The sequence below is a fragment of the Cellulosimicrobium sp. 22598 genome (genome assembly GCF_052044445.1).
Classification (GTDB): Bacteria; Actinomycetota; Actinomycetes; order Actinomycetales; family Cellulomonadaceae; genus Cellulosimicrobium; species Cellulosimicrobium cellulans_G.
The window spans coordinates 126,532-148,497 of the sequence record NZ_JBQEMZ010000008.1 but is presented as its reverse complement, the minus strand read 5'-3'; the positions used below and the strand labels follow the sequence as shown (position 1 = coordinate 148,497).

Here is a 21,966-nt window from a genome sequence, read left to right as displayed (position 1 = left end):
GCTCCCCCCGGGGCGCCCGGGCGTGCGGCGCCCGGCCGCTCGGCGGCGGGGAAATCCGGCCGACCTGGGCCGACGTGTGCCACGCTGTATCCCATGGCAGATCCGAGGGCAGCGAGCGCATCACCGACCGGCGCGGGCGCCGGTCCCGTCCCGGGCCGCGGGCCCGTGCCCACGACGGCGCCGTTGACGGGCGGCACCCCGCAGCAGGCGGCCACGGTCCTCGTCGTCGAGGACGAGCCCGCCATCGCGACGGCGATCGCGCAGCGCCTGAGCGCCGAGGGCTGGCGCGTCGAGGTCGCGCGCGACGGGCTCTCCGGCGTCGACGCCGCGACGCGGCTGCGCCCGGACGTGATCGTGCTCGACGTCATGCTGCCCGGCATCGACGGCCTCGAGGTCACCCGGCGCATCCAGGCCGAGCAGCCCGTGCCGATCCTCATGCTCACCGCGCGCGACGACGAGACCGACATGCTCATCGGGCTCGGCGTGGGTGCGGACGACTACATGACGAAGCCCTTCTCGATGCGCGAGCTCGTCGCGCGCATCAAGGCGCTGCTGCGCCGGGTCGACCGTGCCACCCAGGCCGCGAGCGCCGCCCCGACCGACCCGCCCATGACGGTCGGCGACGTGACGATCGACAAGGCTCAGCGCCGCGTCTACCGCGCGGGCGACGAGGTCCACCTCACGCCCACCGAGTTCGAGCTCCTCGTCATGCTGGCGAGCTCGCCCAAGACCGTCCTCACGCGCGAGCGTCTCCTCGCGGAGGTCTGGGACTGGGCGGACGCGAGCGGGACGCGCACCGTCGACTCGCACATCAAGGCGCTGCGCCGCAAGCTCGGCGCGGACCTCATCCGCACGGTCCACGGCGTCGGCTACGCGTTCGAGCCGCCCGCCGGATGACCTCCCACCCCGCTGACCCTGCCGACCCGGTCGACGGCGCGGGCCGGGGCCCGGGCGGGTCGAGCGCGGCGCGGAACGGCGCGCACCGCGCGCACACGATCCGCCCGCACCTGCCCGACGTCCGTCCGCTCGACTCGTTCCGCTCGCTGAAGATCAAGCTCGGCGTGCTCGTGGCCGCGACCGTCACGCTCGCGGTCCTCATCACGTGGATCGGGCTGCAGAACCAGCTCGGGCCGTCGCGCACGTTCCCGCTCGCGATCGTCCTGTCGCTGCTGCTCACCCAGCTCCTCGCGCGGGGCATGACGTCGCCGCTGCGCGAGATGACGGCGGCGGCGCGCGCGATGGCCGACGGCGACTACACGCGGCGGGTGCGGGCGACGAGCCGCGACGAGGTGGGCCAGCTCGCCGTCGCGTTCAACGTCATGGCGGAGGACCTCGCGACGAGCGACCAGGTGCGACGCGAGCTCATCGCGAACGTGTCGCACGAGCTGCGGACGCCGATCGCGGCGCTCCAGGCGCAGCTCGAGAACGTCGTCGACGGCGTCACGCAGCCGACGCCCGCGACCATGGAGATGGCCCTGGCGCAGACGGAGCGCCTCACGCGCCTCGTCTCCTACCTCCTGGACCTGTCGCGCATCGAGGCGGGCGCGGCGGCCCTCAACATCACCGAGATCGACGTGGGCGACTTCCTCGAGGAGAACGCCGAGGCGGTGTCGATGGTGGAGGCCGGGAAGCAGCTCCGGTACGTCGTGGACGTCACGCCCCCCGACCTCGTGCTCGAGGCGGACCGCGAGCGGCTGCACCAGGTGGTGACGAACCTGCTGCAGAACGCGATCCGGCACTCCCCGCAGGGGGGCGAGATCCGGCTCGAGGCGTACCCGGTGGACGACGACGTCGTGCTCGAGATCGTGGACGAGGGCCCGGGGATCGCGAAGGAGGACCGCGAGCGCATCTTCGAGCGCTTCGCCCGGGCCAGCGCGACCGGCACGCACACGACGACCGGCGGCTCGACGGGCGGGACGGGCATCGGCCTGGCGATCGTCCGGTGGGCGATCGACCTGCACGGCGGGCGGATCGAGGTCGCGGACTCGCGCAGCGGCGCGACGATGCGCGTCACCCTCCCGGCGCACGCCCACGCCGTCGAGCCCGACCTGCTCGGCGAGCCGGCGCCCGGCCCCGAGGGCCCGACGACCCCCTGAGCCCGCGGCTGACAGCGCGGGCACGCCGCGCGGGCGTGCGTGAGATCCGTCACACCGCCCGCCCCGGATACCTCGCGATGGCGTGGAATTCCGCGATCTTGCCGTCCGACGAGGTCCGCGTGGGGTCACTTTTGCCTGGCCCAGACGCGGCGTGAAGAACCCGCGAACAGGCCGCGCGCGAACGCCCCGCGCAGCCCCCCGGGCCGCCGCCGAGGGCCTAGGCTGGAGTGGTCCGGAATCCGGACGAGTCTGCGCCGACGTCGGCCGCACGCCTCGCGCGTGCCGCCGCACGCCTGCTCGCAGACTGTGACCGACAGCGACCTGTGTGTGAAAGTGGGCGATCCTCGCGTGTCCCCGAAGGCTGAGTCAGAGGCGATCAGCGACGCAAGCTCCGTGTTCGGAGCGAACGAGTGGCTGGTCGACGAGCTGTACGAGCAGTATCTCCTGGACAAGAACGCGGTGGACCCCGCGTGGTGGGACTTCTTCGAGGACTACCGTCCGGCGGAGCGTGCCGACGCAGCAGCCACGACGGCCGCCGCGCCGTCGACGCCCGTGAACGGGTCCTCCGCGGCGCCCGCCGCGGCCCCCTCCGCGCCGGTCGCCCCCGCCGCCGTGACGGACGGCTCGGCCGCCGCCGAGGCGGCGCAGCGCGTCAAGCCCCCGAAGCTCCCTGCCGACCCCGCGGTCAACGCCGCCGCCGAGGCCGTCCGGGCGACGCGGCCCGTCGCGACCGCCCAGCCCGCGACCGCGCCGTACGCGCAGGTCCCGGCCCGCAAGGTCGCCGGCGCGCCGACGGCCGAGGCGGAGACCGTGGCGGACGACGTGCAGAAGCTCCGCGGCCCCGCGGCGCGCGTCGTGACGAACATGGAGGCCAGCATCCAGGTGCCGACGGCGACGTCGGTGCGCGCGGTGCCGGCCAAGCTCATGGTCGACAACCGGATCGTCATCAACAACCACCTCGCGCGCGGCCGCGGCGGCAAGATCTCGTTCACGCACCTCATCGGGTTCGCGCTCGTCGAGGCGCTGGCGGACATGCCGATCATGAACGCGAGCTACACGCAGCTCGACGGCAAGCCCGCGGTGAACCAGCCGGCGCACGTCAACTTCGGGCTCGCCATCGACCTGGCCAAGCCGGACGGGTCGCGCCAGCTCCTCGTGCCGAGCATCAAGAAGGCCGAGACGATGGACTTCGCCCAGTTCTGGGCGGCCTACGAGGACCTCGTGCGCCGGGCGCGCGGCGGCAAGCTCGGCGTCGACGACTTCGCCGGGACCACGATCTCGCTGACCAACCCCGGCGGCATCGGCACCGTCCACTCGGTGCCGCGCCTCATGGCGGGTCAGGGCACGATCATCGGCGTCGGCGCGATGGACTACCCCGCGGAGTTCGCGGGCGCGTCCACCGAGCGCCTCGCGCGCCTCGGCATCTCGAAGGTCCTGACGATCACGTCGACCTACGACCACCGCATCATCCAGGGCGCGCAGTCCGGCGAGTTCCTCCGGATCCTGTCGCAGAAGCTCCTCGGCGAGGACGGCTTCTACGACCGCGTGTTCGCGGCGCTGCGCATCCCGTACGAGCCGGTGCGCTGGGTCCGCGACAACACCACGGACGCCGAGATCGAGGCGGCCAAGCCCGCCAAGATCGCCGAGCTCATCCACTCGTACCGGTCGCGCGGGCACCTCATGGCCGACACCGACCCGCTCGCGTACCGGCAGCGCAAGCACGGCGACCTGGACATCCAGAACCACGGCATGACGCTGTGGGACCTGGACCGCACGTTCCCCACGGGCGGCTTCGGCGGCAAGACGAAGTCCTCGCTGCGCGACATCCTCGGCCTCCTGCGCGACTCGTACTGCCGGACCGTCGGCGTCGAGTACATGCACCTGGCCGACCGCACGCAGCGCAAGTGGCTCCAGGAGCGCCTCGAGTCCGGGTACGCGCGCACGCCGCGCGAGGACCAGCTCCGCATCCTGCGCCGCCTCAACTCGGCCGAGGCGTTCGAGACCTTCCTCCAGACGAAGTTCGTCGGGCAGAAGCGCTTCTCCCTCGAGGGCGGCGAGGCGCTCATCCCGCTGCTCGACGCGATCCTGTCGAAGGCGGCGGAGAACGGCCTCGACGAGGTCGGCATCGGCATGGCCCACCGCGGTCGCCTCAACGTGCTGGCCAACATCGCGGGCAAGAGCTACGCGCAGATCTTCGCCGAGTTCGAGGGCAACCTCGACCCGAAGAGCGTGCAGGGCTCGGGCGACGTGAAGTACCACCTCGGCACCGAGGGCGTCTTCACCGCCGAGACCGGCGCGACGACCAAGGTCTACCTCGCCGCCAACCCGTCGCACCTCGAGGCGGTCGACCCGGTGCTCGAGGGCATCGTGCGCGCCAAGCAGGACCGCATCGACCTGGGCGGCGACGGGTTCTCCGTCCTGCCGATCCTCATCCACGGCGACGCGGCCTTCGCGGGCCAGGGCGTCGTGCCCGAGGTGCTCAACCTCGCGCAGCTGCGCGGGTACCGCACGGGCGGCACGGTGCACGTCCTCATCAACAACCAGGTCGGCTTCACCACCGGCCCGTCGTCGTCGCGCTCGACGACGTACGCGACCGACGTCGCCAAGGGCTACCAGGTCCCGATCTTCCACGTGAACGGCGACGACCCGGAGGCGTGCGTGCGCGTCGCGGAGCTGGCCTTCGCCTTCCGCGAGCAGTTCGACCGCGACGTGATCATCGACATGATCTGCTACCGCCGCCGCGGTCACAACGAGGGCGACGACCCCTCGATGACGCAGCCGCTCATGTACAACCTCATCGAGGCCAAGCGCTCGGTGCGCAAGCTCTACACCGAGAACCTCGTCGCGCGCGGCGACATCACGCTCGAGGAGGCCGAGCACGTCCTCCAGGACTACCAGGCCCAGCTCGAGCGCGTGTTCACCGAGACCAAGGAGGGCGGCTTCACGCCCGCCGCGGACCGCGAGCCGATCGCCGGCCTCGAGCGCCCGGAGTCCCAGCTCGAGGACGCGGGCACGATGGTCGGCTGGAAGACGGCGATCGACCGCTCGGTCCTCGAGCGCGTCGGCCAGGTGCACGTCGCGCCGCCGGAGGGCTTCACCGTCCACCCCAAGCTCGCGCAGCTCCTCGAGAAGCGCCGGCAGATGTCCGTCGAGGGCGGCATCGACTGGGGCTTCGGCGAGCTCGCCGCGTTCGGCTCGCTCCTCGTGGAGGGCACGCCCGTGCGCCTCGCCGGGCAGGACTCGCGCCGCGGCACGTTCGTGCAGCGCCACGCCGTCCTGCACGACCGCGAGACGGGCGCCGAGTGGACGCCGCTGCTGTACCTGTCGGCGGACCAGGCCAAGTTCTGGGTCTACGACTCGTCCCTGTCCGAGTACGCCGCGCTCGGCTTCGAGTACGGCTACTCCGTCGAGCGCCCGGACGCGCTCGTGCTGTGGGAGGCGCAGTTCGGCGACTTCGTCAACGGCGCCCAGACGGTGATCGACGAGTTCATCTCGTCCGCCGAGCAGAAGTGGGGCCAGCACTCCTCGGTCGTCATGCTCCTCCCCCACGGCTACGAGGGCCAGGGGCCGGACCACTCGTCCGCGCGCATCGAGCGGTTCCTGCAGCTCGCGGCCGAGGACAACATGACGATCGCGCAGCCGTCGACGCCCGCGTCGTACTTCCACCTGCTGCGCCAGCAGGCGTACGCCCGCCCGCGCCGTCCGCTCATCGTCTTCACGCCGAAGCAGCTGCTGCGCCTCAAGGCGGCCGCATCCAGCGTCGAGGACTTCACGACCGGCACGTTCCGCCCCGTCCTCCCCGACACGGCGGCCGACCCGGCGAAGGTCGACCGCGTGCTCCTGAGCACGGGCCGCGTCTACTACGACCTGCTCGCCGAGCGCACGAAGCGCGGCGACGAGGGCGTGGCGCTCGTCCGCCTCGAGCAGCTCTACCCGCTCGACGTCGACGGCATCCGGGCCGAGCTCGCGAAGTACCCGGGCGCCGAGGTCGTGTGGGTCCAGGACGAGCCGGAGAACCAGGGCGCCTGGTCGTTCGTGCACATCAACCTGCCCGAGGACCTGCCGCGCGTGAGCGTCGTCTCGCGCCCGGCGTCGGCGTCGACCGCCGCGGGCACGGCGAAGAAGCACCAGGCCCAGCAGGCCGTGCTGCTCGAGCAGGCGTTCGCCCGCTGACGTCCCCGGTTCCTCGCACCGGACACGACGAAGGCCCCCTCCGTGCGGAGGGGGCCTTCGTCGTCGGTGCGTCCGACGCCGTCGCGCCCGGGGTTGGGCACGGCGGCTCGCGCAGCGCGAGATCGACCCGTGCGTCCGAGATCGGCCCTCAGGAGGTCGATCTGGCGACGTGCGGGTCGATCTCGCGGGTCACCAGCGGGTGTGGATCTTCTCGCGCAGGTGGCGGTCGTAGATCTCGCGGACGCCCGAGGTGAAGAGCGGGCCGAGGACGTCCGCTTCGCCCGCGGCGGCGTTCGAGCGGGCCTGCTCGACGTTGCGCGCGCCGGGGATGACGGTCGACACGCCGGGCTGCTGCCAGACCCACGCGATCGCGACCTGGGCGGGCGTGAGCTCCTGCCCGACGACGTCCTGCACGAGCGTGGTGAACTCGCCCGCCGCCTGGACACCGGTCTCGAAGTCGACGCCCGAGAACGTCTCGCCGACGTCGAACGCGCTGCCGTCGCGGTTGTACGTGCGGTGGTCGTCGGCGGCGAAGGTCGTGTCCTTCGTGTATTTCCCCGACAGCAGCCCGGACGCCAGCGGCACGCGCGCGATGACCCCGACTCCCGCCGCGGACGCCGCGGGCAGGACGGCGTCGAGCGGCTTGAGCCGGAACGCGTTGAGGATGATCTGCACCGTCGCGACGCCGGGGCGCGCGATGGCGGTGAGCGCCTCGTCGACCGTCTCGACGCTCACGCCGTAGCTCGCGATCGCGCCCTCGGCGACGAGCGTGTCGAGCCCGTCGTAGACCTCGTCGCGCGAGTAGACCGCCGTCGGGGGGCAGTGGAGCTGGACGAGGTCGAGGCGGTCCGTCCGGAGGTTCCGCCGCGACCGGTCGGTCCACTCGCGGAACTTCGCGAGCGTGAAGTTGTCCGCGTCCTGGGCCTCACGACGCCCCATCTTGGTCGCGACCGTGATCGCGTGGCCCGGGTTGTCCGCGAGGTAGCCGCCGATGATCTGCTCGCTGCGCCCGTCGCCGTAGACGTCCGCGGTGTCGAAGAACGTCACGCCGGCCTCGGCCGAGGCGTCGAGCACGGCGCGCGCGTCGTCCTCGCTCACGTCGCCCCAGTCGGCGCCGAGCTGCCAGGTTCCCAGTCCGACGACCGAGACGAGCCGTCCCGTGCGTCCGAGCACCTGTCGTTCCATCGTTCCTCCTCGTGCTCCGTCGGGTGCGCCGGGAGACACACCCGGGCACCGAGTCTGACTGCCGAGAGCGCATCGCGCACGCTCGCACGCCGAGTACCGTATGTGAGCGTGAACACCCATGCCCCCTCGGGAACCCAGGTCCGCATCGCCCACGGCGAGCACGCAGCGACGATCACCGAGGTCGGAGCGGCCGTGCGCGAGTACGCGGTGGGCGGCAGGCCCGTCTTCACCTCCTTCCCCGAGGACGAGGTCGCGCCCGCGTTCAACGGCGCGGTCCTGCTCCCCTGGCCCAACCGGCTGCGCGACGGCGCGTACGAGGTGGACGGCACCACGTACCAGGTGCCCGTGTCGGAGCCCGACCGGGGCACCGCCCTGCACGGGCTGGCCTGCTGGCAGGGCTGGGTCGTCGTCGAGCACGAGGCCTCGCGCGCGACGCTCGAGCTGCACCTGCCGCCGTCGCCCGGCTACCCGTTCGACCTCGTCGCGCGCGTCACCTACTCGCTCGACGACGCCGGTCTGCGCGTCCACGTGCGGACGACGAACGTCGGCACCGCGACCGCGCCGTACGGCATCGGCTTCCACCCGTGGCTGTCGGCCGACGGTGCGAACCTCGACGAGTGCACGCTGCGCCTCGACGCCGCGACCCGCGTCACGACCGACGAGCGGCTCCTGCCCACCGGCACCGAGCCGGCCGCCGGGAGCTACGACCTGCGCGAGCCGCGCCTGCTCGCGGGCGTCGACCTCGACGACGCCTACGTCGACGTGCTGCGCGACGCCGACGGCCTGTCCTGGATGCGCCTGTCCGCGCCCGACGGCCGCACGTCCGCCGTCTGGATGGACGGCTCGATGGACACGTGGCAGGTCTGCACGGGCGACCACGTCGGCGACGTCGCGTTCCGCCGGTCCGGCGTGGCGGCGGAGCCGATGAGCTGCGTCGCGGACGCGTTCCGCACCGGCGAGCGCCTCGTGCGGCTCGAGCCGGGCGCCTCGCACGAGGTCGTCTGGGGCGCGACGCTGCTCTGATCGGCGGGCGGTGGGCGGTCCGTCCGATATGCCCGGCTGGACACGCCGTCGCCACGGGATCGTTTCGACCCACGCCGTCCGCGTCGGGGAGAATGGCGCCCGTGGAGGACGCCGTGAGTCGAGAGGTACGGATCTGCGTCGTCGGCGACGAGCTGAGCGCCGGCGTCGGCGACGCGAAGGCCCTGGGGTGGGCGGGGCGCGTCGTCGCGCGCACCCGCTTCCCCCAGCCGGCGTACGTGTTCCCGCTCGCCATCCCCGGCGAGACGACGACGGCGCTCAGCCAGCGCTGGGAGGCGGAGACCGCGCGGCGGTTCGCCCCGGAGCCGGACGTGGACAACCGTCTCGTCATCGGCCTCGGCCGTCACGACCTCGACGCGGGGCTCTCGGTCGCCCGCTCGCGCCTCAACCTCGCGAACGTGCTCGACGTCGCGGAGTCGCACCGCCTGCCGACGTTCGTCGTCGGCCCCCCGCCGGGCCACGCGCAGGACGCCGAGCGGCTCGCCGAGCTCTCGCACGCCTTCTCGGACGTCGCGAACCGGCGCCGCGTGCCGTACGTGGACACGTTCAGCCCGCTCGTGACGCACGAGCAGTGGCTCGCGGACCTCGCGCAGAGCGGCAACGGCTTCCCGGGCCAGGCGGGCTACGGGCTCATGGCGTGGCTCGTGCTGCACACCGGCTGGCACGCCTGGCTGGGCCTCCCCGACGACACGGTCTGACCCGCGAGGTAGAGGCCCGGTAGCGCGAGGTAGAGGCCCGGTAGCGACCAGGCCTCTACCTCGCGGGAGAGACTCAGCCGCGCGAGACCGTGAGGTCGCCGGAGACGGTGTTCGCGGAGACGTACGCGCCGCCCGCGCCCGGCTGGTCGACGTGGTCGACCGACGTCGTGCGCTGCGCGGCCGAGTCCAGGCGGACGCCGTCGAGCACGGCCTTGCCCGTGACGCTGCGGGCCTTGAGGTTGACCGGCGACCCGGCCCCGAGGCGCACGGCCACGTCGCCGGAGACGGTGCGCGCGTCGACGAGCGGCGTGCTCTCGCGCGCCACGACCTCGACGCCGCTCGTCACGGTGTTGACCGACACCCGGCCGAGCGTCCCGCCGAGCGTGACCGCCCCGGACGCGGTGCTCACGTGGACGTCGCCGACGTGCTCGCCGACGTCGACCGCGCCGGTGGCCGTCTTGATCGACGCCGTGCCGGAGACCCCCTGGACACGCACGGCACCGGTCGCGGTCGTCACGGACAGGTCGGCCCGCGACCCGACGACGGAGGCCGCGGCGCGCGCGGTCGTCACCTTGACGGGCACGTGCGCCGGGACGGTGAGCCGGACGACGGCGCGGTCCTTGTCGCGCAGGCCCTTGGCCCGCTCGACGAGGCCCTCGACGCCGGCGAAGTCGTAGCCGACGCGCAGCTCGCCGTCGTGGACGCTCACCTGCAGCGGGCGCTCGGACACCTCGCTGACGTCGAGGTGCGCCCCGGCCTCGCGCGCGGGGTCGGCGACGACGTCGACCGCGCCGTCGGTGAGCTGGACGACGACGCGTCGGACGTCGGCCACGTCGACGGTCTGGGGGGCGTTGATGACCCAGGACTCGGTGCTCATGCGCTTCTCCTCGTTCGGTTCTCTGGTTCGGGGTGCGGTGCGTGCGTCGAGGGGTTCTCGTGATCGTCGGTCAGGGCAGAGTCGCTCGCACGGCCTTGCGCGCGCTGTCGAGCACGGTGCGCAGGGTGTCGACCGTGAGCTCGGAGACGACGCTCGCGGCGTCCGCCCGGCGCAGGTCCGCGCGCACGTCCTCGCGGAAGCGCTGGAGCAGCGCCTCGGCCTCCATGCGCCACGCGTAGGACTCGCCGCGGCGCGGGTCCGGCCGGCCGTCGCGCGGGCGGGCGCGCGCCGTCTGGGCCGCGGCGGCGAGCTCGGCGCGCAGACCCTTCAGCGATCCCTGCACGTCGGCGCGCAGCGCCTCGGCGCGCTGGCGCACCGTCTCGGCGATGCCGTGCTCCAGCGCGGCGACGTCCCCGCGGCGCGCCTCGATCTCCGCGCGCCCGGCGGGCGTCAGCTCGTACGTCGTCTTGCGTCCGTCGGCGCTGCGGTGCACGAGCCCCTCGTCCTCGAGCCGCGCGAGGCGGGGGTAGATCGTCCCCGCGCTCGGCCGGTAGGTGCCGCCGAAGCGCTCCGAGAGCTCGGTGATGAGCTCGTAGCCGTGCTTGGGACCGCTGTCGAGGAGCGCCAGGAGGTACAGCCGGAGCTCGCCGTGCGCGAAGACGGTGGCCATCAGCGGTCCACCGGCCCGCTCGACGGCGCGGCGCCGCGAGCCCCCGGGCTCCCCCACGCGGGAGCGTCGGCATCGACCGGGGCGTCCTCGACCGGGTGCCCGGCCGCGTCCCACGACGTCTCGTCCGGCGCCCCGCGCAGGACGGTCACGTCGCCGGAGACGGCGGAGACCCGGACCGGCGAGCCGGCACCCGACCGGGCGGGCTGGTGGAACGAGCGCGCGGACCCGCGCTGCTCCGTGCCGTCCACGAGGAGGCGCCCGCTCACGCAGCGGATGGCGTAGTCCATCGCGTCGGGGTCCGGCAGGCGCACGAGCACGTCGGCGGAGACGGCGCTCACGGTGATCTCGGACGGGGTGGTGCGGGTGTCGACGGTGACGGAGCCGGAGACCGAGTCGAGGCGCAGCGAGCGGAGGGCGCCGGTCGCCGTGAGGCCGCCGGACACCGAGTCCATGCGGACCGGGCCGTCGTGCTCGCTCGCCGAGACCTCGCCCGAGACCGTGTCGACACGGAGCTCGCCGCGCGTGCGGCTCGTCATCACGGAGCCGGAGACGGTCGCCAGCCGGGCGCCGTCGCGCACGCCCGCGACGAGGGCCTCGCCCTGCACGGTCGCGACCTTGACCGTCGTCGTCGCCGGCACGGCGACGTGGACGTCGGCCGCGTCCTTGCCCGTGTAGGTGCGGAAGCGCTCGAGGAAGCCCTTCCAGCCCGCGACGAAGGGCCCGTAGCCGACCCGGAGCGTGGTCCCCTCGAGGCGCACCTCCAGAGGGCGGCCCACGACCGAGTGGACCTCGACGCGCGTGTCGGTGCGCGTCGGGTCGTCGTGCGCGACGACGTCGATGCGCCCGCCGATGACGGTCGCGTCGAGCGTCCGCACACGCGCGAGGTCGATGGCCTGCGGCCCGGTGACGGTCCAGCTCTCCTGCGTCATCCTGCGCTCCGTCCTGGTCGCGCCCCGGCGCCGTGGCGGCGGTCGCGGGCACTCGCGATATATCTCGTCCGCCAAACACGATATATCGCGTGCTCGGCCGAGGCAAGGGGTCGCGTGTGGGACGATGGTGGGCGGACTTGACCCGCCGAGACCGGCGGGGCTCCCCGATCGTCAGGAGAACATCATGAGCAAGCGCGGACGCAAGCGTCGCAGCCGCAAGGGCAACGCCGCGAACCACGGCAAGCGCCCCAACGCCTGAGACGGCGCACCCCTCCGGGGGATGGCGAGAGGGTCCGGACCGACGACGTCGGTCCGGACCCTCTCTCGTTCCTCGCTCCCCGCGGTGGCCGCGCCTCCGCGGGGCGGGCCTCAGCGCGTCTCGACGACCGTCGTCGTCGTGACCATGACCGTGAGCTGCGTGTGGATGCGCTCCCGCAGCCCCGCCGGCGCCTTCTCGTGGCACGAGCGGCGCACGAGCTGCTTGACGAGCTCCTCGACGCTCAGCTCGGCGAGGCACGGCGAGCAGTGCGCGACGTGCGCGCGCATGCGCAGCTCGTCGTCCGGCGTCATCTCCGAGTCGAGGTACTCGTAGAGGTGCGTGAGCGCGTGCTCGCACTCCGACTCGCCCGCGGTCGAGTGCGGGATGGGCGTCACCGACTCCTCGACCGGGCCGCGCCCCGGGATCCGGCTCTCTGACGTGCTCACGACTCACCTCCGGGGGTCTTGGCCCCCACCAGTCCTCGCCTCACGGCGTAGTCGGCCAACAGCTCGCGCAGCTGGCGCCTGCCTCGGTGCAGGCGGGACATGACCGTGCCGATCGGTGTCCCCATGATCTCCGCGATCTCCTTGTAGGGGAAGCCCTCGACGTCCGCGTAGTACACGACCATGCGCCGGTCCTCGGGCAGCTCCTGCAGCGCGCGCTTCACGTCCGAGTCCGGCAGCCGGTCGAGCGCCTCCGCCTCGGCGGAGCGTAGCCCCTGCGACGTGTGCGAGGCGGCGCGCGCGATCTGCCAGTCCTCGACGTCGTCCGTCTGCGCCTGCTGCGGCTCGCGCTGCTTCTTGCGGTACGTGTTGATGAACGTGTTCGTGAGGATGCGGTACAGCCACGCCTTGAGGTTGGTGCCCGGCCGGTACTGGTGGAACGCCGCGAAGGCCTTCGCGAAGGTCTCCTGCACCAGGTCCTCGGCGTCCGACGGGTTGCGCGTCATGCGCAGCGCCGCGGAGTAGAGCTGGTCGAGGTACTGCAGCGCGTCCTGCTCGAACCGCGCGGCGCGCGCGGCGTCGCTCTCGGTCTGCGGCGCGCGGTTCGTGTCCTCGGCGTCCGTGTCCGTGGGCAGCGTGCCCTCGACCGGCGCCGTCCCCGACGTCGTCGCGGGGCTGCCGGAGACGTCGCTGCCTGAGATTCGCTCTGTCATCAACAACGAGCCTAGTCCCCTGTTCGTCTGGGTGTCCGGTGACGTGACCGGTGCCGACCACGCGGCGGCGAACGCCGCGTCCGCCGTCGGCGCCTCGGGGGTCGACGACACGGCCCGGGCGGCGGGTGCGGGAGTCTCGAGCAGGACGGTCACGAGTGGTGCAACCCGCGGGCACCCTCCCGCATTCCCGCGGCCCGGGGCGGCCCGGCAGCGCGGCGCGCACGCGCGTCGTGGGTGGCGCGGGCGTCCCCCGGAGGGCAGGCTGGGACCGTCCGGCTCACGAAGGAGATCCGATGCTGCTGCGTCACCTCGCGAGGCCCATGCTGGCCTCCTGGTTCGTCTACGACGGCGTCCAGGCCGCCCTCAAGCCCGCCGAGCACGTCCGTGCGGCGCGCAGCGGGGTGGACCTCGTCGAGAAGGGCGCCGGGGTGGACGTGCCGCTGAGCGACCGTCAGGTGGCGACGCTGGTCCGCGCGCACGGCGCGGCCACGGCGGTCGCCGGCCTGTTCCTCGCCGTCGGGAAGGCGCCCCGCACGGCGGCCCTGACCCTCGCCGCGCTCACGGTGCCCCTCGCGGTCGTCAACCAGCCCTTCACCTCGGGCGAGGCGACGCGCGCCGAGCGCACGCGGAAGTTCGTGGCGAACGTCGGCGCGATCGGCGCGGCGCTCATCGCGGGCGCGGACTACGAAGGCCGGCCCGGCGTGCAGTGGCGCCTCGAGAAGGCCCGGCACGACCTCGCGCTCGCCAGGCAGGCGAAGCAGGAGGCTGCGGTCGCGGGCGCGAGGAGCGCCGTGAAGGACGTCTCGGCCTCGGCCCGGGGAGCCGCGAAGGAGGCCCGTCGCTCCGCGAAGAACGCGGCCAAGGAGGCGGGGCGCTCGGCGCGGCGGGCGACGAAGGCCGCCCAGGAGGCGGCCCAGCACGCGGCCGGCCTCGCCGCGGGGGCCGTGCACGACGCCGAGGCGGCGGTCCGGGCGAAGGTCGCCTGACGAGGGCGGGACGCGTCCGCGCGGCGGGACCCTCCGCCGTCGGGCGCGGTCCCTCCACTAGCCTGGAAGCCATGACGACCACGCCCTCCGCCGCGCCCGTGCCCCCCTCCGTCGACGAGGGCTGGGCCGCGCCCACGGCGGGCGGGCCGCTCGACGCGACCGTCGAGGTCCCGGGGTCGAAGTCGCTGACGAACCGGCTGCTCGTGCTGGCCGCGCTCGCCGACGGGCCCGGGACGCTGCGCGGTGCCCTGCGCAGCCGCGACGCGGACCTCATGATCGCCGCCCTGCGCACGCTCGGCGTCGGCGTCGAGGAGGGCGCGTCGCCGAGCGAGCTGCACGTGACCCCCGGTCCGCTGCGCGGCCCCGTGGAGGTCGACTGCGGCCTGGCCGGCACGGTCATGCGCTTCCTCCCGCCGCTCGCGGCGCTCGCCGACGGCACGGTCCGGTTCGACGGCGACGAGGGCGCGCGCGTGCGCCCCATGGGTCCGGTCCTCGCCGCGCTCAGCGCGCTCGAGGTCCCGGTCGAGGGCGACGGCGACGGGCTGCCGACGACGCTCCCCTTCACGATCCGTGGCCGCGGCCGGGTGCGCGGCGGGTCGGTCGACGTCGACGCGTCGGCGTCGAGCCAGTTCGTCTCCGGCCTCCTCCTCGCGGCCGCGCGCTACGACCAGGGCCTCACCGTCCGGCACATCGGCCACACGCTGCCGAGCATGCCCCACATCGAGATGACGGTGGAGGTCCTGCGGGAGGTCGGGGTCGTCGTCGACGACTCCCGGCCCGCGATCTGGCGGGTCGAGCCCGGTCCGATCGCGGCGCGCGACGTGCAGGTCGAGCCGGACCTGTCGAACGCCGCGCCGTTCCTCGCGGCCGCGCTCGTCGCGGGCGGGACCGTCCGCGTCACGGGCTGGCCGACGGCGACGACCCAGCCCGGCGCGATGGTCCCCGAGCTGCTGGAGTCGATGGGCGCGACCGCGTCCCTGGACGGCGACGTGCTGTCCGTGACGGGCACGGGCGAGGTGCGCGGCGTCGACGTGGACCTGCACGCGGCCGGCGAGCTCGCGCCGACGATCGCGGCGCTGGCGGCCCTGGCGGACTCCCCCAGCCGCCTGCGCGGCATCGCGCACCTGCGCGGGCACGAGACCGACCGGCTCGCGGCGCTCGCGACCGAGATCACCCGCCTCGGCGGGCAGGCGGAGGAGACGCGCGACGGCCTGGTCATCACGCCGCGCCCCCTGCACGGCGCACTGTTCCGCACCTATCACGACCACCGCATGGCGACGTCCGCCGCCGTCATCGGCCTGCGCGTCCCGGGGGTCGGCGTCGAGAACGTCGAGACGACGGCCAAGACGCTGCCCGGGTTCGCGGACATGTGGCAGCGCATGCTCGGCGGCGGGACGGGTCCCGGCGAGGGAGCGGCGGCCCGCTGATGGCCCGCCGCGTCCCGGACGAGTCCGACTTCCGCTCGCGCCCCGGCAAGCGCGGCAGCCGTCCCCGCACCAAGCAGCGGCCCGAGCACGCGGACGCGGTCACGGGGTTCGTCACGGGGGTGGACCGCGGCCGGTACACGCTGCTCGTCGGGCACGACGGCCCGGACGGGGGCGACGCGACCGGCGAGGACGAGCGCACGGTCCTCGCGATGAAGGCGCGCGAGCTCGGCCGCACGCGGATCGTGTGCGGGGACCGGGTCGACCTCGTCGGGGACGTGACCGGCGACGACGGGTCGCTCGCGCGGATCGTGCGCATCCAGGACCGGTCGTCGGTGCTGCGCCGCACGGCCGACGACACCGACCCCTACGAGCGCGTGATCGTCGCCAACGCCGACCAGCTCGTCGTCGTCACGGCCCTCGCCGAGCCGGAACCCCGCACGCGCATGATCGACCGGTGCGTCGTCGCGGCGTACGACGCCGGCATGGACGTCCTCCTCTGCCTCACCAAGGCGGACCTGGCCGACCCCGGCCCGCTGCGCGCGCTGTACGAGCCGCTGGGCGTCTCCGTGGTCGTGACGCGGCGTGCGCCCGACGGCCTCGCGCCGGACGGCTGGGCGATCGAGCCGCTCGACGCGGTGCGCGAGGCGCTGGCCGGACGCACGTCCGTGTTCGTCGGGCACTCGGGCGTCGGCAAGTCGACGCTCGTCAACGCGCTCGTCCCGGACGCGCAGCGCGCGACGGGCCACGTCAACGACGTCACCGGTCGCGGCCGTCACACGTCGACGTCGGCCGTCGCGCTGCGCCTGCCGGGCGGCGGGTGGGTCATCGACACCCCCGGCGTGCGGTCGTTCGGCCTCGCGCACGTGCAGGTCGACCACCTGCTGCACGCGTTCGAGGACCTGGACGCGGTCGCCGCGGACTGCCCGCGCGGGTGCACCCACCTCGACGACGCCCCGGACTGCGCGCTCGACGAGTGGGTCGAGACGTCGCCCGACGACGAGACCCGCGCCGCCCGCGCGGCACGGCTCGAGTCGTTCCGCCGCGTGCTCGCCTCGCGCACCGGCGCCGCCTGAGCCCTGGCCCGCGCGGCGCCTCCCTCGCCCCGGGCAGGCACCGCTACGGTGTGAGCCATGACGCCCCCCTCGACGCGCGGCTACGACGACGACCTGCGCCTCGCCCACGTGATCGCCGACCAGGTCGACGCGCACACGATGTCCCGGTTCAAGGCTCTCGACCTGCACGTCGAGTCCAAGCCCGACTCGACGCCGGTGAGCGACGCCGACCGCACCGCCGAGGAGATCATCCGCGGCCAGCTCGGCCGGGCGCGCGGTCGCGACGCGATCGTCGGCGAGGAGTTCGGCGAGACCGGGCACGGCGCGCGGCGCTGGATCGTCGACCCCATCGACGGGACCAAGAACTTCGTGCGCGGCGTGCCCGTGTGGGCGACGCTCATCGCGCTCGCCGACGGCGACGAGGTCGTCGTCGGGCTCGTCTCGGCACCCGCGCTGGGTCGGCGCTGGTGGGCCGCGAAGGGTACCGGCGCATGGACGGGCAAGTCGCTCGCCGCCGCCTCACGGCTCCAGGTGTCGGGCGTCTCGTCGTGGTCCGACGCCTCGTTCGCCTACGCGTCGCTCGACGGCTGGGAGGAGCGCGGAAAGCTCGAGCCGTTCCTCGACCTCCTGCGCGGCGCGTGGCGCACGCGCGGCTACGGCGACTTCTGGTCGTACATGCTCGTCGCCGAGGGCGCCGCCGACGCGGCCGCCGAGCCCGAGCTCGAGCTCTACGACATGGCCGCGCTCGTCCCCATCGTCACCGAGGCCGGCGGCCGGTTCACGTCGCTCGACGGCGCCGACGGCCCGTGGGGCGGCAACGCCGTCGCGACGAACGGGCTGCTGCACGACGAGGTGCTGGGCCGCCTGGGCTGACGGGCTCGTCGCCCCGGCGGCGCCCCTGTTCGCCCCGAGTTCGCCCCGGTGTCAGCCGCGCGGCACGTCCTTGAGCTCGGACCAGTCGTACCAGAGCAGGTCGCGCTCGCCCACCCGCTCGATGGCCGCGTCGAGCGCGGCGTCCGCGTCGGGACCGTCGTCGTCCGCCGCGGCGAGCACGGCCTCGACGTCCCCGACCGCCTCCGGCTCGTCGACGTGCACGCACACGATCGCGACGTCGGGCACGGTCCGCAGCACCTCGACGGCGCTCGGCGCGGGCGCGTCCTCGTCGTCCGAGTCCTCGGCCCCCACGACCTGGACCGCGCCGTCGGGCACCTCGAGCGTGACGACGAGCCGCTGCCGCGGCGCGTCCGGGCGCGCCGCGACGAGCGCGAGCGAGTCGTCCGCCGCCTCCAGCGCGGCCGCGTACTCCAGGCCCTCCTCGTCCTCGTCGGGCAGCGCGCGCGTCAGCGCGGCGGTCACGGCGTGGGCGCCGCGCGGGGCGACGCTCCAGCGGGCGGCGTCGGCGGTCACGGTGACGGCGTCGAGCTCGTCGAGCGTCGCGGGAAGGTATATGCGCATGGTCAATTATGACGCCATCTCAAAGCCGTGCAAGGCGCGCTGACAAACAAACGGCTTCTCGGACGACAGCAACCAGACGATCCTCCGCCGCATCACGTCGCCGTAATCGCGCGGAAGTTCTGCCAGAAAGAGCACAATAGGCACCTGGCCGATGAAGCCCTCACCCAACGCCGGCTCGAATACTGCTCGCAGGTCCGGGTCCAAGGCCCCAGCCTCGAGCGCCGCAGTTGACCCCTGGAAAAGCCTAAAGAGCGCCCCCAATTGACCTGAGAGGCCCGAAGACACGTCCTCCGACTCCATCAAACGCACCTCCTCAGAGACCGTTCGCCAATGTGCAGCCAGGGCGATCCTAAACGCCCACCAGCAACTCGGATTGTCACACCAAATACGAAGAAGCTTCTTCGCCAAATCACTGCTCTCGTATTGCGCGCTGAAGTTGCTCCGCGCGGATGCGTCGACCCGCCCCCCGAGAACAACTCGCTCCAACTCGTCCTCGGACAGCAAGTCAAGCCACGCAACATGAACCCAACGATGCCGCCAGGAACTCAAAGGAGTATCGGCTGTTGCAACGAGCGCGCTCACCAGACGTTGCTCTCGATCATTCGCCTCCGCGGCCGTCCCTGAATCGCCGATAACTGGCGCGCCACGCCTCGACCCCTCGCGTAGCGCAATGGTCGCCATGCTCCCGAGGAAGAATGCCAGGTCCGAGAACTTCTCTTGGACCCATGGATCCGCCTGCGAGGACTCATTCGGAAGGAGCGCTTCGATAACCGACGTCAGTTCCTCGACCACTCCTTGTTCACCGATGTTCTGCGTCACCAGTAACGCGAAGTAGGGGAACCCAACCTCAGAGACGGATCGCAACTCCGGTATGTACGCTACATGACCTGACACGCTAATTTCCCGATATGGGCAAGTTTCGTCAAGGATTGCGAAGCCGTCGCGCGACCAACGGAGTTCGGCACGCAACCAATCATCAAGCTCGCCGAACTCGCCGGCCCTTGCCATCGCGGCAAGACAAGACCAGAACTGCGATAGCGCCTCCGGTGCAGATCCGACCGCACGCGAGAAGTAACTGGCGCGACCTAGAAACTCACCAAGTACCCACGGCACACGAAACCTACCGATATCCCACTCGACGGTGGCAGAACATGCATCAAAGAACGCCGCAAGCGTCTCGGCGCTCGGCTGGCGACAGAATGCCCCGGACGCGAAAGCCGGCCCCCAAGCCTCTTCAGCACCGGGCCGAAACCGCGAGAGAACATCGAACAACTCTCCCGAATGGGCGTCGCCCAAACCCACGACCTGCAGTTCGCTCGATGACGCTGTCGGCAAAAACCGAAGGAACGTCTCGCTCGCGGCGCGGAATCGCTCCCGAAAGAGCGAGGCAATCGATTCAAGTTGCCCCAGTCCTTCAACCGACTCCGGATCGCCCGCGAACCGGAACCCCGATTCGGCTAGAACAAAGTCATTCGGTGTGTAGTCCAAGTCTCCAGCCTCCAGGATCTCGAACAGAAGGCGCGACTCAAGTTCCGACGCGAGACCGAGCAGGGCTAGTCGCGCCTCGCGCGGCGCCCGAACCACAAGGTCGAGCAGCAAGGGGACGGCCCACTGCCTTTCCCGTTCCGCCAGACTGTGGACCACAAAGGCGCGGTTTAGCAGCGCAGACAGATCCATACCGTCCCAGGTCGGGATTTCTCGGACAAGCACCTCCCGCACACGAGACGAGTGCGCAATGCTAGCAAAGTCGCCACATTCGGCAGTATATGGTCCGTCGAGTAACAGGATCGCTCTTTCCGCCAATAGGCGTTCATACTTCGGCGCACGTACTGTCGCTCCATCGGCGAGAATTCGAAGGGCGAGAGTGCTCCCTTGCATCGGCAGTGCATCTGGAAGTCCGGACCAATTCAGCGATTCACATACAGTGACAAGTCCATCACGAAGGATTTCGCGGTCCGCAAAGATCTTACCCGCGGCGAAGAGAATTGTGTTCCGCCAATAGTCAATACGCGCATACTCTTCTACGGTCACCCAGAGGGTCTCGGGTTCCAGGTCAACGATATACTCGCCCGCCATAAACTCCTGGAGACTGCGGATCTCGAACCCAAGGCGGTCGGAGGTAATGGTCGCCAGGAAGACTAGCCGGTCCGTCACCAATTCGGAAAAGCGTAGACGCAACGCCTCGGCCTCGCTAGGGTCATGCCCCTGCGAGGTCAGGCGATCAACGATTGCCTGCTCTAGATCTTCCCGATCAATAGAACTAGACGTCCCACCCGCCTCGGCGCCTCTGGATTGCAGCTTGAACCCGATGGATCGATGAATCGCGTCGATGTCGCTTTCGTAGTCGCGCAAGAGGGTGGCCAGGGGAGTGTTCTTTTCCTGCTCCCGCTGGAATATCACGCGGTAGTACTGATTGAATAGTCGCCAACGATCGCTTGGCGCCTGGCCCAGCCGCTCAATCAGCATCACCATAATTGTGACCTGCAAAGGCGAACCCATAAGGCGCGCCGTCGCATCTGTGGCCAATGCCGCGCCCATCTTTGCCTTAAGTTCGTTTGCGCGATCGCTGTTCGCACCGTTGCGTAGGGAGATGAACGAGTCCGCGAAGGCCTGCGCAGTCTTGGGTGGCAGTTTCGTTAGGACGAGGTGCTTGTACTCCGCAGGATCGAATTCGTTACTGTAGCCCTGCGGCCTTGTCGTACACACGGTGACTACATCGGCGCTTGCTGTGGCCACCTCGACGAAAAAGTCAGAGATCACACGTAGAACTTCGTCGCGATTGCTGCTATCCGGCACCTCGTCCAGACCGTCGATCAGGAGGAGCCACGGATACTCTCGGAGCCATTTGAGAATATCTTCCGAAGTAATACTGCGACCCGAGCGCTCATTAATCAGAAGGGCGATGTACTCGATCAGGCTGCGCGCTCGACCGTTGCTGAGGGTGTCTGCGAGTCGGGTCATGATGATCCGAATAGGCCATCTGCGGGAGACCGGGCGCTCCACACCTAGTCGTTGCATACTCTCATCGACCCTGCCAATCGCGTCCCGGATGTTGCTGATAGATGCCGTGGACGTGTCCCGCAGGAAATCGCTTCGGTAGACCTGCGCAAGGTACTGCGTCACAGTCGATTTCCCTTGCCCCGGACCACCGATGAGGACGACACGCGGGTTGGCCCCTGAATGGCGTCGACTGGCTTCGGTCTTTCGGTCTGAGGTTTGAACCAGATGAGGAACAATGCCCTGATCGGGTTCTTCTGAATCCGATTCGAGCGCTGATATCTTTGTATAGCGCGCGTTGTCGACCGCGAACGGAACGTCGGTAAAGACCTCAGGCATTGAGTTTCCCGCCTCGGAGGCACTGCCAGCCTGCGCCAAGTTTAGGCGGTTGTCGTCGACAAGCATCAGTCCAGCATGGGATAGCAGTGCCGATCGCAGCTCTCGCTCGCGGTCGTTTTTCTCATCGAGGAGGCTGCTGATGACATCGCCTGGGGTAACCCATGCGGCGTAGGCTCGACGAATTTCGCCATGCTTGTCGAGCAAGGTCCGAATGTCATCGAGATGAAACACCCTGAAGTTCTTGAGGCTGGGCAGGAAGGCGGCTGCGAGTTCCTCCACCTGCCGATTGATATCGTCGATTCCTCCACCCGGGTACGGCGAGAGACGGACGTTCGTGGCGATCAGTATGTAATCGGGCTTCCGGAGCCTCTTCGTTGAGTCCCGCCAGGATTTAAGTTCGGACTCGATCTGTCCAATAAGCCACTTGCGATTGTCCTCCACATCGCGGTTATCTCTCCGGGCTTTCGCCTGGAGCACTCCGAGACCATCCCATTGCTCGTGACCACGGAGAGGTGCGATGGCTCCCTCCCATTGGGCCTCTCGGCCACCGTCGGGACCATCACCGAAAATCTGCACTATTGGCCCTAGTTCCGCGCGCAGAAGAGACTGGCTCAGGTGCTCGAACT

General features: G+C 71.3%; 18 protein-coding genes. 10 read left to right on the top strand and 8 right to left on the bottom strand.

Annotated elements, in window-relative coordinates; all coding sequences use genetic code 11:
* The first annotated feature begins 93 nt into the window (after window positions 1–93).
* From ACTJIY_RS10755 to ACTJIY_RS10745, 3 genes are all read left to right on the top strand, one after another.
* Window positions 94–897 carry a response regulator transcription factor gene (locus ACTJIY_RS10755; protein ID WP_253053309.1) on the top strand — a complete coding sequence of 268 codons (804 nt, stop codon included), beginning with the start codon at window positions 94–96 and terminating at the stop codon, window positions 895–897.
* A complete protein-coding gene (locus ACTJIY_RS10750) occupies window positions 894–2,096 on the top strand; it encodes a sensor histidine kinase (RefSeq protein ID WP_253053307.1) in 1,203 nt (400 codons plus the stop codon). Before ACTJIY_RS10755 ends, ACTJIY_RS10750 begins: the two co-directional genes overlap by 4 nt.
* Before the next feature lie 348 nt (window positions 2,097–2,444).
* Complete coding sequence (locus ACTJIY_RS10745; RefSeq protein ID WP_440674282.1) at window positions 2,445–6,269, top strand: multifunctional oxoglutarate decarboxylase/oxoglutarate dehydrogenase thiamine pyrophosphate-binding subunit/dihydrolipoyllysine-residue succinyltransferase subunit; 3,825 nt, start codon at window positions 2,445–2,447, stop codon at window positions 6,267–6,269.
* Between the two features lie 189 nt (window positions 6,270–6,458).
* On the opposite strand, the gene ACTJIY_RS10740 is transcribed toward ACTJIY_RS10745, so the two are convergent.
* The gene (locus ACTJIY_RS10740; RefSeq protein ID WP_440674281.1) at window positions 6,459–7,454 is read right to left on the bottom strand and encodes an aldo/keto reductase; all 996 of its coding nucleotides are present in this window, start codon (window positions 7,452–7,454) and stop codon (window positions 6,459–6,461) included.
* Window positions 7,455–7,562: 108 nt separating this feature from the next.
* Here ACTJIY_RS10740 and ACTJIY_RS10735 point away from each other — a divergent pair, with 108 nt between their 5' ends.
* Complete coding sequence (locus ACTJIY_RS10735) at window positions 7,563–8,477, top strand: aldose 1-epimerase family protein (RefSeq protein WP_440674280.1); 915 nt, start codon at window positions 7,563–7,565, stop codon at window positions 8,475–8,477.
* 101 nt (window positions 8,478–8,578) lie between these two features.
* The gene (locus ACTJIY_RS10730; protein WP_231581755.1) at window positions 8,579–9,193 is read left to right on the top strand and encodes a GDSL-type esterase/lipase family protein; all 615 of its coding nucleotides are present in this window, start codon (window positions 8,579–8,581) and stop codon (window positions 9,191–9,193) included.
* Window positions 9,194–9,266: 73 nt separating this feature from the next.
* On the opposite strand, the gene ACTJIY_RS10725 is transcribed toward ACTJIY_RS10730, so the two are convergent.
* From ACTJIY_RS10725 to ACTJIY_RS10715, 3 genes are all read right to left on the bottom strand, one after another.
* Entirely contained in the window at window positions 9,267–10,070 is an 804-nt protein-coding gene (locus ACTJIY_RS10725) for a DUF4097 family beta strand repeat-containing protein (RefSeq protein WP_253053297.1), read from the bottom strand.
* Between the two features lie 70 nt (window positions 10,071–10,140).
* On the bottom strand, window positions 10,141–10,740 hold the full coding sequence (locus ACTJIY_RS10720; RefSeq protein ID WP_253053295.1) for a PadR family transcriptional regulator: 600 nt from the start codon (window positions 10,738–10,740) through the stop codon (window positions 10,141–10,143).
* The gene (locus tag ACTJIY_RS10715; RefSeq protein WP_253053293.1) at window positions 10,740–11,669 is read right to left on the bottom strand and encodes a DUF4097 family beta strand repeat-containing protein; all 930 of its coding nucleotides are present in this window, start codon (window positions 11,667–11,669) and stop codon (window positions 10,740–10,742) included. The genes ACTJIY_RS10720 and ACTJIY_RS10715 overlap by 1 nt, the downstream gene beginning before the upstream one ends.
* A 184-nt stretch (window positions 11,670–11,853) precedes the next feature.
* Here ACTJIY_RS10715 and ACTJIY_RS10710 point away from each other — a divergent pair, with 184 nt between their 5' ends.
* The gene (locus tag ACTJIY_RS10710) at window positions 11,854–11,928 is read left to right on the top strand and encodes a 50S ribosomal protein bL37 (RefSeq protein WP_099052597.1); all 75 of its coding nucleotides are present in this window, start codon (window positions 11,854–11,856) and stop codon (window positions 11,926–11,928) included.
* A 110-nt stretch (window positions 11,929–12,038) separates the two neighbouring features.
* On the opposite strand, the gene rsrA is transcribed toward ACTJIY_RS10710, so the two are convergent.
* On the bottom strand, window positions 12,039–12,374 hold the full coding sequence (gene rsrA / locus ACTJIY_RS10705; protein WP_244286228.1) for a mycothiol system anti-sigma-R factor: 336 nt from the start codon (window positions 12,372–12,374) through the stop codon (window positions 12,039–12,041).
* The gene (locus tag ACTJIY_RS10700) at window positions 12,371–13,084 is read right to left on the bottom strand and encodes a sigma-70 family RNA polymerase sigma factor (protein WP_440674279.1); all 714 of its coding nucleotides are present in this window, start codon (window positions 13,082–13,084) and stop codon (window positions 12,371–12,373) included. Before ACTJIY_RS10700 ends, rsrA begins: the two co-directional genes overlap by 4 nt.
* Before the next feature lie 293 nt (window positions 13,085–13,377).
* Between ACTJIY_RS10700 and ACTJIY_RS10695 the strand changes: the two genes are divergently transcribed.
* From ACTJIY_RS10695 to hisN, 4 genes are all read left to right on the top strand, one after another.
* Window positions 13,378–14,070, top strand: a complete 693-nt coding sequence (locus ACTJIY_RS10695) for a DoxX family membrane protein (protein ID WP_440674278.1) — start codon at window positions 13,378–13,380, stop codon at window positions 14,068–14,070.
* Between the two features lie 71 nt (window positions 14,071–14,141).
* Entirely contained in the window at window positions 14,142–15,497 is a 1,356-nt protein-coding gene (gene aroA / locus ACTJIY_RS10690; protein ID WP_440674277.1) for a 3-phosphoshikimate 1-carboxyvinyltransferase, read from the top strand.
* Complete coding sequence (gene rsgA / locus ACTJIY_RS10685; protein ID WP_440674276.1) at window positions 15,497–16,570, top strand: ribosome small subunit-dependent GTPase A; 1,074 nt, start codon at window positions 15,497–15,499, stop codon at window positions 16,568–16,570. Before aroA ends, rsgA begins: the two co-directional genes overlap by 1 nt.
* 57 nt (window positions 16,571–16,627) lie before the next feature.
* Window positions 16,628–17,422, top strand: coding sequence for a histidinol-phosphatase (gene hisN, locus ACTJIY_RS10680; RefSeq protein ID WP_237843429.1), 795 nt, complete (start codon window positions 16,628–16,630; stop codon window positions 17,420–17,422).
* Window positions 17,423–17,473: 51 nt separating this feature from the next.
* Here the strand turns inward: hisN and ACTJIY_RS10675 are convergent, their stop codons facing one another.
* The gene (locus tag ACTJIY_RS10675; RefSeq protein ID WP_440674275.1) at window positions 17,474–18,004 is read right to left on the bottom strand and encodes a DUF6912 family protein; all 531 of its coding nucleotides are present in this window, start codon (window positions 18,002–18,004) and stop codon (window positions 17,474–17,476) included.
* A gap of 6 nt (window positions 18,005–18,010) precedes the next feature.
* Window positions 18,011–21,781, bottom strand: a complete 3,771-nt coding sequence (locus tag ACTJIY_RS10670) for an NACHT domain-containing protein (RefSeq protein ID WP_440674274.1) — start codon at window positions 21,779–21,781, stop codon at window positions 18,011–18,013.
* Window positions 21,782–21,966 lie beyond the last annotated feature (185 nt).

Bases quoted from the DNA above. Each gene is read 5' to 3' on its own strand.
- ACTJIY_RS10755 (WP_253053309.1), top strand. From the start codon at position 94: ATGGCAGATCCGAGGGCAGCGAGCGCATCACCGACCGGCGCGGGCGCC.
- ACTJIY_RS10750 (WP_253053307.1), top strand. From the start codon at position 894: ATGACCTCCCACCCCGCTGACCCTGCCGACCCGGTCGACGGCGCGGGC.
- ACTJIY_RS10740 (WP_440674281.1), bottom strand. From the start codon at position 7,454: ATGGAACGACAGGTGCTCGGACGCACGGGACGGCTCGTCTCGGTCGTC.
- ACTJIY_RS10725 (WP_253053297.1), bottom strand. From the start codon at position 10,070: ATGAGCACCGAGTCCTGGGTCATCAACGCCCCCCAGACCGTCGACGTG.
- ACTJIY_RS10720 (WP_253053295.1), bottom strand. From the start codon at position 10,740: ATGGCCACCGTCTTCGCGCACGGCGAGCTCCGGCTGTACCTCCTGGCG.
- ACTJIY_RS10715 (WP_253053293.1), bottom strand. From the start codon at position 11,669: ATGACGCAGGAGAGCTGGACCGTCACCGGGCCGCAGGCCATCGACCTC.
- ACTJIY_RS10700 (WP_440674279.1), bottom strand. From the start codon at position 13,084: ATGACAGAGCGAATCTCAGGCAGCGACGTCTCCGGCAGCCCCGCGACG.
- ACTJIY_RS10695 (WP_440674278.1), top strand. From the start codon at position 13,378: ATGCTGCTGCGTCACCTCGCGAGGCCCATGCTGGCCTCCTGGTTCGTC.
- aroA (WP_440674277.1), top strand. From the start codon at position 14,142: ATGACGACCACGCCCTCCGCCGCGCCCGTGCCCCCCTCCGTCGACGAG.
- rsgA (WP_440674276.1), top strand. From the start codon at position 15,497: ATGGCCCGCCGCGTCCCGGACGAGTCCGACTTCCGCTCGCGCCCCGGC.
- hisN (WP_237843429.1), top strand. From the start codon at position 16,628: ATGACGCCCCCCTCGACGCGCGGCTACGACGACGACCTGCGCCTCGCC.
- ACTJIY_RS10675 (WP_440674275.1), bottom strand. From the start codon at position 18,004: ATGCGCATATACCTTCCCGCGACGCTCGACGAGCTCGACGCCGTCACC.